The sequence below is a fragment of the Gillisia marina genome (assembly GCF_000258765.1).
Lineage (GTDB): Bacteria > Bacteroidota > Bacteroidia > Flavobacteriales > Flavobacteriaceae > Gillisia > Gillisia marina.
On record NZ_AJLT01000091.1, the window covers coordinates 1 to 9,408 of the forward strand.

11 protein-coding genes are annotated in these 9,408 nt (G+C 31.0%); all 11 read left to right on the plus strand.

Annotated features, from left to right (window positions below; genetic code table 11):
* The first annotated feature begins 30 nt into the window (after positions 1–30).
* The 11 genes from ON07_RS13700 to ON07_RS13745 all read left to right on the plus strand — a co-directional run bounded on the left by ON07_RS13700 (position 31) and on the right by ON07_RS13745 (position 9,180).
* Positions 31–882, plus strand: coding sequence for a DUF4886 domain-containing protein (locus tag ON07_RS13700; RefSeq protein ID WP_010232598.1), 852 nt, complete (start codon positions 31–33; stop codon positions 880–882).
* A gap of 142 nt (positions 883–1,024) precedes the next feature.
* A complete protein-coding gene (locus ON07_RS13705) occupies positions 1,025–1,408 on the plus strand; it encodes a DUF4369 domain-containing protein (protein WP_010232599.1) in 384 nt (127 codons plus the stop codon).
* A gap of 102 nt (positions 1,409–1,510) precedes the next feature.
* Positions 1,511–2,068: a TlpA family protein disulfide reductase gene (locus tag ON07_RS16085; RefSeq protein WP_010232600.1), complete on the plus strand. Its 558-nt coding sequence runs from the start codon at positions 1,511–1,513 to the stop codon at positions 2,066–2,068.
* A 154-nt stretch (positions 2,069–2,222) separates the two neighbouring features.
* The gene (locus ON07_RS13715; protein ID WP_010232601.1) at positions 2,223–2,762 is read left to right on the plus strand and encodes a helix-turn-helix domain-containing protein; all 540 of its coding nucleotides are present in this window, start codon (positions 2,223–2,225) and stop codon (positions 2,760–2,762) included.
* A gap of 106 nt (positions 2,763–2,868) precedes the next feature.
* On the plus strand, positions 2,869–3,852 hold the full coding sequence (locus ON07_RS15705) for a serine hydrolase (protein ID WP_162097770.1): 984 nt from the start codon (positions 2,869–2,871) through the stop codon (positions 3,850–3,852).
* A 175-nt stretch (positions 3,853–4,027) separates the two neighbouring features.
* Complete coding sequence (locus tag ON07_RS16090; protein WP_050915893.1) at positions 4,028–4,378, plus strand: serine hydrolase domain-containing protein; 351 nt, start codon at positions 4,028–4,030, stop codon at positions 4,376–4,378.
* Positions 4,379–4,607: 229 nt separating this feature from the next.
* On the plus strand, positions 4,608–6,026 hold the full coding sequence (locus ON07_RS13725) for an amidohydrolase family protein (protein WP_010232602.1): 1,419 nt from the start codon (positions 4,608–4,610) through the stop codon (positions 6,024–6,026).
* Positions 6,027–6,213: 187 nt separating this feature from the next.
* Positions 6,214–6,966: a hypothetical protein gene (locus ON07_RS13730; RefSeq protein WP_010232604.1), complete on the plus strand. Its 753-nt coding sequence runs from the start codon at positions 6,214–6,216 to the stop codon at positions 6,964–6,966.
* A 231-nt stretch (positions 6,967–7,197) separates the two neighbouring features.
* The gene (locus ON07_RS13735; protein ID WP_010232606.1) at positions 7,198–7,806 is read left to right on the plus strand and encodes a MarC family protein; all 609 of its coding nucleotides are present in this window, start codon (positions 7,198–7,200) and stop codon (positions 7,804–7,806) included.
* Between the two features lie 146 nt (positions 7,807–7,952).
* The gene (locus ON07_RS13740) at positions 7,953–8,459 is read left to right on the plus strand and encodes an alpha/beta hydrolase (protein WP_010232608.1); all 507 of its coding nucleotides are present in this window, start codon (positions 7,953–7,955) and stop codon (positions 8,457–8,459) included.
* A 130-nt stretch (positions 8,460–8,589) separates the two neighbouring features.
* Positions 8,590–9,180, plus strand: a complete 591-nt coding sequence (locus ON07_RS13745; protein WP_010232610.1) for a tetratricopeptide repeat protein — start codon at positions 8,590–8,592, stop codon at positions 9,178–9,180.
* Positions 9,181–9,408 lie beyond the last annotated feature (228 nt).

Genomic DNA, 9,408 nt, shown 5'->3' on the forward strand with positions numbered 1-9,408 from the left:
TGCGTTAACCAAGACCGTTACCTGTAATTTATGAGAAAAATTCTGCTTCTATTATTAGCTTTGATTTTATTGAGTTGTGGCTTTAAGAATTCAAATGAATCGAAAGAAATAAATGTTTTATTCATTGGAAATAGTTTGACATATTATAATGATATGCCACAAAAACTTCAAGAAATGATGAATGAAACAAATCCAAATATTAAAATAGATCAAATCACATTTCCGGGTTTCTCTTTAAGTGCACATCTTGAAAATGTAATTGTAGAATCCTCTGACAATAACACCAGAACAACAACAAAAGCGCCTGGAGAATTAACTGCAACTGAAAAGAAATTAGCAGAAAAGAATTGGGATATAATTATACTCCAGACTGGAGGAGTTGCGGTATTAATTCCTGAATCATTGCAATACAAAGAAGATCCTGCAATTAAAAAGATTAAAGAATTAGTAAATAATGATAATTCACGATTTATAATATTTAATACTTGGACAACCAAAATGGAATATCCTGATAAATATTGTTACAGAGGAATGCAAATAAGTCAATCCCTGGATAGAATGAAAGAATACTGTTCTCCTGAGATAAATAATTCTAAGGAATATCTTGAGCTCATAAACAACTCCTACAAGAGTATTGCGGATAATAATTCACTAGAAAAAACTGACCATGGAAATATATTTCAGAAGGTTTTTGACAAATATCCTGAGATCAATATTTTAGAAGATGAAATGCATCCCTCTGATTTTGGCGTATTTTTAAGCGCATCTATTTTTTACGAGATTATTACAAAAAATGACGCTAGCGATTTAAAATACGTTGGAGAAATTGATTCAAAAACAGCGGAACTATTAAAAAAAACTGGCAAAATAAACTACAGGTAACATCGTTTAACAGCAAATGGCTGGCATTGTGGTGAAAAGTGCTATTTTAGAGACCAAGTAAAAAACAACAAAGCCGACAAGAACGTGTCCCTACTCCATGCTACTTGCCTTAACCAAGACCGTTGGCAATAATTATAACTGAATGAGAAATCTATTAATTCTAGGAATAATTTTAAATTTATTAGCATGCAAAAATTCTAATCAAAATGGATTTACTGTAGATGTAAATGTAAAAGGCGACTATACAGGATATCTTTACTTAATAACAACTAAGAAACTTGATAGTTCTTTAGTCATAAATGGAAAAAGTAAATTTTCTGGAAGTGTAGATTTTCCGACCAGGGCTGGACTAATTACGGATACTGTTTCTGGATATGACAGAGATTTTTATTTGGAAAATACTGAGATTCAAATGGAAATTACTGTTACTAAAAAAGAGTTCTATGACGGACCTTCAGACTGGATAATTATAGAAAAAATCAAAGGAACAAAAACCTCTAAATTAAGAAAAGAGTTTGAAAAATAACAAGCTATAAATTCTAAAAAAGAAAATTGGAGCGATAATTTATATACTAAGTTAGAGAATCTAATAATTGAGAATTCAAATCATAGATATCCAGGGGATTTATTGGCTGAAATCTCTTCTGATTCAACATTAAGTAAAAATCAACTCAAGAACCTTTATCAAAAACTAAATAGGACAATTTTAGATCCATACACTATTAAAAAATTAGAACGAAATATCTATCCTGAAAATATTTTAACAATAGGTGATCAAATATTTGATATTTCAGGTAACGACTATAAAGAAGAAAAACTTTCAACTAAAGATTTTAGAGGCAAGTTTTTGTTAATTGATTTTTGGGCTAGTTGGTGTAAACCCTGTATAGACCAATTTCCTGAACTAGAAATTATGAATGATAAATTCAAAAATAAAGGTCTTGTGATTTTAGGTGTTTCTTTAGATGAGGATAGAAAAAGCTGGAAAAAAGCAATAGACAAACACAATTTATCGTGGCAAAATATCTTTAGCGAAGAAGATTTAGCAGGTGAAATTTCCAAAAAATATGGTATTAATTCTATTCCTTTTAATATTTTAATTAATGAAAAAGGAGTGATCCTACAGAAAAATGTAAACGAAAATGATTTGAAAGAAATTTTAACTCATTACAATGAAAGTTCGTAGTAATTTTAACTATAGCCAACATCGGTTACCAGCAAATAGCGGGCATTCTGATGAAAAGTGCTATTTTAGACATCGAGTAAAAACCAACAACGGCTTGTTGCGTTACAACTTTGAATCCAACAATAATTGAAAAATTCAGCTACGAAATTAAGGAATGTCCAAACTTTTAGATTACCGAGAAAAATTAAATCTTACACAAGATGAATTGGCTAAAAAAACAGGCTTATCTGTTCGTACTATTCAAAGAATTGAATCAGGAGTTATTCCAAAAGGTCATACTTTAAAAAGATTGTCAGTAGTTTTGGATATACCCGAAAGTGAATTAAAAATTAACGTATCGGAAAATGAAATAATCAATTTTCAATTGGCAAAGCTTATTAATTTATCTTCAATAATAGGAATTGTTCTTCCACCAATTAATATACTACTTCCATTTTTCATAATAAAACATAAAAAGGAGATTAATGAAATAACAAAACGAATTATTTCAATTCAAATTCTATGGACAATAGTAGCATCTGTTTGTGTCCTATTAAGTCCCTTTATTAGAAAATGGTTTGAGTTAAGCAATCAGCTAACTCTAGTATTGATTATACTTTCTGTACTTGTTAACTTATACATTATTATTCGTAATACCATTTCAATCGATAAAGATCAAAAACTTTCCATCTATTTGAGCTTCAGCTTTATATAAAAATTGTCACTCTTTTGTCGTTTCATTGTCAGGTGCTTTACTACGTATTTCTCGTAAGATTTTGAGAAAATTGCAAAGTAAGACATCAATCAAATAATAAATGAAAATGTACAATTTACTCTTAGCCATTATCCTATTCTTTACAATTCAATTGAGTTTTTCTCAAGTAAGTAAAGACTCTCGAATTTTTATAGAACTTAAAAAAGCAGACAGCCTTATTTTTAATGAAGGGTTTAACAAATGTAATTTTGCTGCTTTAAAACAAGTGCTACATAAAGATTTAGAATTTCTTCACGATCAAAATGGAAGTCAAAATTTAGAACAATTTCACAAAGCATTTTCAGAAAGTATTTGTTCAAATGCCAACTTTAAACCTATTCGAAAGTTAGTAGAAGAAACGCTTCAAGTTTATACTCTTAAAAATGAGGGGAAAATTTATGGTGCTATACAAACAGGCAATCATATTTTTTATATCAAAGAACCAAATAAAGAATTGTATGCAACAGAACAAGCAAAATTTATTAATACTTGGGTTTTGGAAAATGGAAATTGGGAACTAAAAAGCATATTGAGTTACGAGCATAGCCCACCCGAAAAAGAGTATGGAGCAAAATTTAATGCTGACTATGTTTACGAACTATTTAATAATGACAAACAAATTGATCAACTATTAAAAAAACATAACATCACTTCAATTTCAATTGGTTTGATTAAAGATGGAAAATTGCAACAGGTTCGAAACTTTGGTTATCAGAAAAAAGGAATGCCAGTTTCATCTAATAGTATTTATAAGGTGGCTTCTTTAACTAAACCAATTGTAGCATTGGTAACACTAAAATTAATTCAAGAAAGAAGTTGGAATTTGGACGAACCTATTTCCAAATATTTCATAGATGATGATATAACAAAAAGTAAATATGTTAATAAACTTACCACACGACATATATTATCTCATCAGTCTGGTCTTCCAAATTGGAGATATTTAACCGAGGATAAAAAACTATCGTTTCAATTTGAACCTGGAACAAAATGGCAATATTCAGGAGAAGGTTTTGAATATCTTCGAAAAGCAATTGAAAAAAAAACTTGATCGTCCATTTGAGGAAATAGCAAAAGAAAAGCTATTTGACCCAGTTGGGATGAATAACACATACTTCTATTGGACAGACAAAATTGATGAAAATTTATATGCAATAGAACATGATGAAAATGGAAGCCTTATAAAGTAGGAGAAGTATACAAACACTAATGCAGCTGCAAATTTAATGACAACTGCCGAAGATTACTCTAAATTTTTGGTGCATATATTAAATGGAGCAGGCTTGTCAAAAAGTTTATATACCGAACTCCTTAAAATTCAATCACAAGAAAAAAAAGGAATTGATTGGAGTTTGGGTATGCAGCTCCTATCTAATTTACCGAATCAAGATCTTGCTTTAATGCACACAGGAGGGGATTATGGAACAAAAGCTATAGCAATCCTTCTAAAGAACTCGAAACAAGGCTTAGTTCTATTTTCAAATTCTGAAAACGGAATGGTGGTTTGGCAAAAAATTATTTCGGAATATTTTGGAGAAACCGGAAAAGAAATTGTTAGAAGGAATTTGGAGCAATAACTAGAAAAGTACTTCATACAACATCGGCTAAGCGCATATAGCGGGCATTCCGGTGAAAAGTGTTATTTTAGAGACCAATTGAAGAGTAACTACGCCGACAAGAATTCGTCCCTACTTCGCACCAATAGCCGTAATATAGACCATTGTGTGAAGTTTTACACGAGAAAAATCGTAACAAGTGAATGAATTCATCGTCTTATAATAAATAATCATCAATCAATATATTTAAATGCAATATTTAGTACTTCTAATTTTATTTGTACTTATCAGTTTCAATTCAAATGCACAAAGTAATTCACAAATAGAAAACAAACGTCTAGTACATAATGATTACGTAATCAAAAATGTGAATATTATTCCTATGACCGAAGATAATGTGGTCATTAAAAATGCTACAATTGTAATTAAAGACAAGAAAATTTTATCGATTAATAGTGATTCCATTCCAACAGATTTAAAAATAATTGACGGAACAGATAAATGGCTTATTCCAGGTCTAATTGATATGCACGTTCATAATTTAGCAGATGTAAGAATGAGTTCCAATTATCCTACAAAGGGAGCTACTCTATTTATGGATAATCAAGATTTTATGTTGCTCTACGTTGCAAATGGAGTTACCACAGCTTTTGAACTTAGTGCTCGAGTAGAGCATTTCGGACAGAGAAACGAAATTATAAATGGCAAAGTCTTTGGGCCTCGCATTGCTTTAGCATTTTTAGTAGATGGTGGGAGTTCTGGAAATTCTGCTAACACCCCAAGTGATGGAAGACAAACTGTGAGAATTGCTAAACAGCAAGGCTATGAATTTATAAAAGTATATTCCAATCTTAATGCTGAAACTTACAAAGCTATTATCGATGAGGCAAGAATACAAAATATGAAAGTCATTGGGCATATTCCAACCGTCTTTAAAGGAAGTACAAAAGATGCTTTTGTTCCTCATTTTGGTATGGTGGCTCACGCAGAAGAATTCTCAAGTCAGACTGATAAGTACACCAATGATGTTGCTAAAGAGTTTGCGAAAATTGCAAAAGATAATGGTACTTGGCTTATGCCAAACTTATCTAATTTAGTTTACATTGCAAAACAAGCACGATCTCTTGATAGTGTTAGAAATTTACCTAGTTTTAAATATGTGCATCCACTAATGCAAAGTAAATGGATAGTCTCTAACCAATACAATAAAGGTACATCGCCCAAGCGTGTGGCATATTTTGACTCACTTGTAGATTTTCACATTAGTTTGGTAAAGGAGTTTAAAAAGGCTGGAGTACCTATGGTTGCAGGAACAGATTCAGGGACATCAGGAATAGTTTGGGGATTCGCATTACACGATGAATTAAAACTTCTAGTAGATGCTGGACTAACCAACAGTGAAGCTTTAATTTCAGCAACTCGTTTACCTGCCAAATGGTTAGAAATAGATGACAAGATAGGAACTGTTGAAATAGGGAAATTTGCAGACTTAGTTTTGCTTGACAAGAATCCTTTGAAAAATATAAATAATACTAGAAAAATTGCGGGTGTTTTTCTCAATGGCAAATGGATAGAAAAAGAAAAAATTAATCAAATGTTTTCGGAGTTGGCGAAAAAAAATGACTTGAATAAAAATAATTATGATTGGAACAAAAGAGGAGAATATTAGTATATAAAACTGTGCCTAACATCGGTTAAGCGCAAATAGCGGGCACTCCAATGAAAAGTGTTATTTTAGAGACCAAGTAAAATACAACAAAACCGACAAGTTCGCGTCCTAACTCCACGCCACTTGCGTTAAACAAGACCGTTGCCAACAATACGATTACAAACAAAGAACAAAAAAATTAAACAAAATGATTCAAAAAACTACCCTATTTTTTACAACTATTTTAATGACTTTCAATTGCTTAGGACAAGAAGAAATTCAATTAGCTGATAAAAATGATGTGCAAATATCTTATCAACTTTTATTAGAGGAGGAAGGAAAGAAAAAAGATAAATATATCTTAATTGTAAATGCAATAAACGAAAGTGAAACAGATTTGTATTATGAAGTTCCGTTAACTGAAAATAGCCAAGGAGAATTACAACTTCCATTTATTCCAGAGGATAAGGGTTTTACTAAAATTTTAGTGAGAAATTCAACCGGATTGTTTGGAGATGGGCAATCTATAATTGGAGATCAAACAGATTTAATGACAACAGATAATTCATTACTTTTTCATGTAAAGAAGGGAGAAATTTTAACACAGGAAACTACCTTTAAGGTAAAAACTGGTGTTGACCCGTTAATTACGAACACCTTTAATAAGTCTTTAAAACCATTAGAAAATTTTGATATAATGGTAACTGGCGATATGTTAGATGGGGATTATATTTCTAGTTGTGGAAATTTTAATATGAATCTTAAAGGAGAAAATTCGATAGAAAGAGGAGATTATTTATTACAAACAACTAATGGTAATCAATTTATCTGGATACGCACATCAGAAACCACATTCGTAAGAGAAAATAGTGATGACTTTGCATTGACTTTTAATAAAGATGAAAGCACTTTTAAATATTCTACTTCGGATGGAATAAATTGTACGTGGAGTAAACCATAAAAGTACTGTTGGCAACATCGGTTAAGTGCAAATGGCGGGCATTGTGTTGAAAAGTGTTATTTTAGACACCAATAAAAAAAAAATCAACTAAGCCGACAAGTTCGCGTCCTTACTCCACGCCACTTGCGTTAAACAAGACCGTTGTGTGTAATTTTTTTTTAAAGATTATAACTTCTATTTTCAAGGAAAAATTATTAAAAGTTTAATTTTATTGATTCTAAAATTTGAAAGATGAATGAAATTATAACTACACTACTTTTCTTAGTTGCAGTAATAGATCCTTTAGGGTCCGTACCAGTTTATTTAGAAGCAACTAAAGAACTTGATTTAAAATTTAGAAAGCGTGTGGCGATAAGAGCTTCAGTAATTGCTTTTTTTATTTTGTTATTATTTATAGTTATCGGACAAATCGTGCTAGATGGAATGGAAGTTTCACTTGATGCATTCCAAATTTCAGGTGGTGTAATTCTTTTCTTGTTTGCGCTTACAATGATATTTGGAGACGGAAAACCAGAATCAGAAAAACATTTGATTAAAGATTATAAACATGTTACTATTTTCCCTGTTGCTATCCCTTCCATAGCTTCACCAGGTGCAATAATGGCTGTAGTTTTAATGACAGATAATAACTTATATACAATTAAACAACAGGCGATTACAACGATATTAGTATTTATCGTAATTTCAATCACTTGTATTCTACTTCTAATTGCTAATAGAGTTAAGGAGCGAGTAGGCGAATATGGAATTACTGTGGTTAGTAAAATTATGGGACTGATTTTAGCTTCTTATGCTGTACAAAGTATTTTAACAGGTTTAAGAAGTTTCTTTGTTGTATGAGAGTAAAAAACTACACACAACATCGGTTCCTATGAAAAGTGATATTTTAGACAACAAGAAACAAACATCAAAGCCGACAAGTTCGTGTTCTTACTCCACGCCACTAGTCTTAAACAAGACCGTTGTGTGAAATAAAATATGAAGCTATGAAAATAATTTATTTAATTGTTTTTATGATTTTTTCTACGATTAATGTTTCAGTTAGTCAGGAAATAAACATTGGTCATAAAGACTCACTACAATCAATAAATTTACAAGAAAATAGACCTTTATCTATTTACTTACCTCCATCTTATTATTCTAAACCCACACAAAATTATCCTGTTCTATATATTCTTGACGGGGATTACAATTTCCAGTATGTTTCAGGAATTTTAGAATTACAGGCCGGTATTGCAGAAAATATTCCAGAAATGATATTAGTGGCAATTTCGGGAAAAGGTTCTAGGAATTATAAGAAAAATTGTAAACCTTATGTTCATGGAGTCGAAGAAAGTGGGAATGCAGATCAAGTTTTAGAATTTATCGAAAAGGAATTAACTCCCTATATCGATTCAAAATACAGAACCCTTGATTATAAAATTCTAGCTGGCCATTCTATAGGAGGCTTGTTTATAATTAACTCTGCATTAAAAAAAACCAACTTTATTTAATAACTATATCGCAATAAGTCCTGCTTTATGGTGGGAGGAAAATGCCATTAATAGTGTTGCTAAAGATATCTACGATAGTAAATACTCTAATACAACAAGTGTATATATTTCCTTAGCTAACGAAAAGGAAATGGGTGTAGATAAATTTCTGAAATTAGTTGGACCAGAATTTAAATTTAAACAATTTAAAAACGAAAATCATAATTCGGTAGGCGGCCCTACATACGATTGGGCTTTACAAGATATTTTCAAAATTTGGAAAGCTAATAAACCTTTTTTCGATTCTTCTAAAGAATTAAAAGAATACAAAAATAAGGTGCACTCTTATTATAAGCTAAGTTTTCCACTGGCGGACGGTGTTTTATATAATACTGTAATACATATATTAAAAGATAAAGACGAAGAACTGGCGAACGTAAAAGCTTTAATAGATGAGTTTTATCCGACTTCTAAATCTTATTTAATATCACTTCTGGCATCGAATTATATAAATTCTAAAAATTACGATCAAGCGAGAGAAATAATTATTAAAGAATTACAAGAAAATCCCAATTCCTTTGAGTTATATGAAAAGCTTGCAGAAGTTAATTCTGGACGAGAAGATATGATTCAATTCAAAGAAAATTTACAGAAAGCAATTAAATTAGCAAATGCGCAAAAAGTTAGACAATGGAGAATAGATGAAATTATAGATTTATCCGAAATTTCTAAAGAATTATAGAGCTGTTTTACTGCTCACAACATCGGCTAAGATCCAACTAGCAGGCATTAGATTGAAAAGTGCTATTTTAGACACCAAGTAATAAACAACTAAGCCGACAAAAAGCCGTCCCTACTCCACGCTACTTGCGTTAACCAAGACCGTTGTGCAAAATGCATTCAGAGAGAAATTAGATTATAGTTTAACGTAATTGAATTATGAACTAATTGATTCTAGCTTTATTAAAAA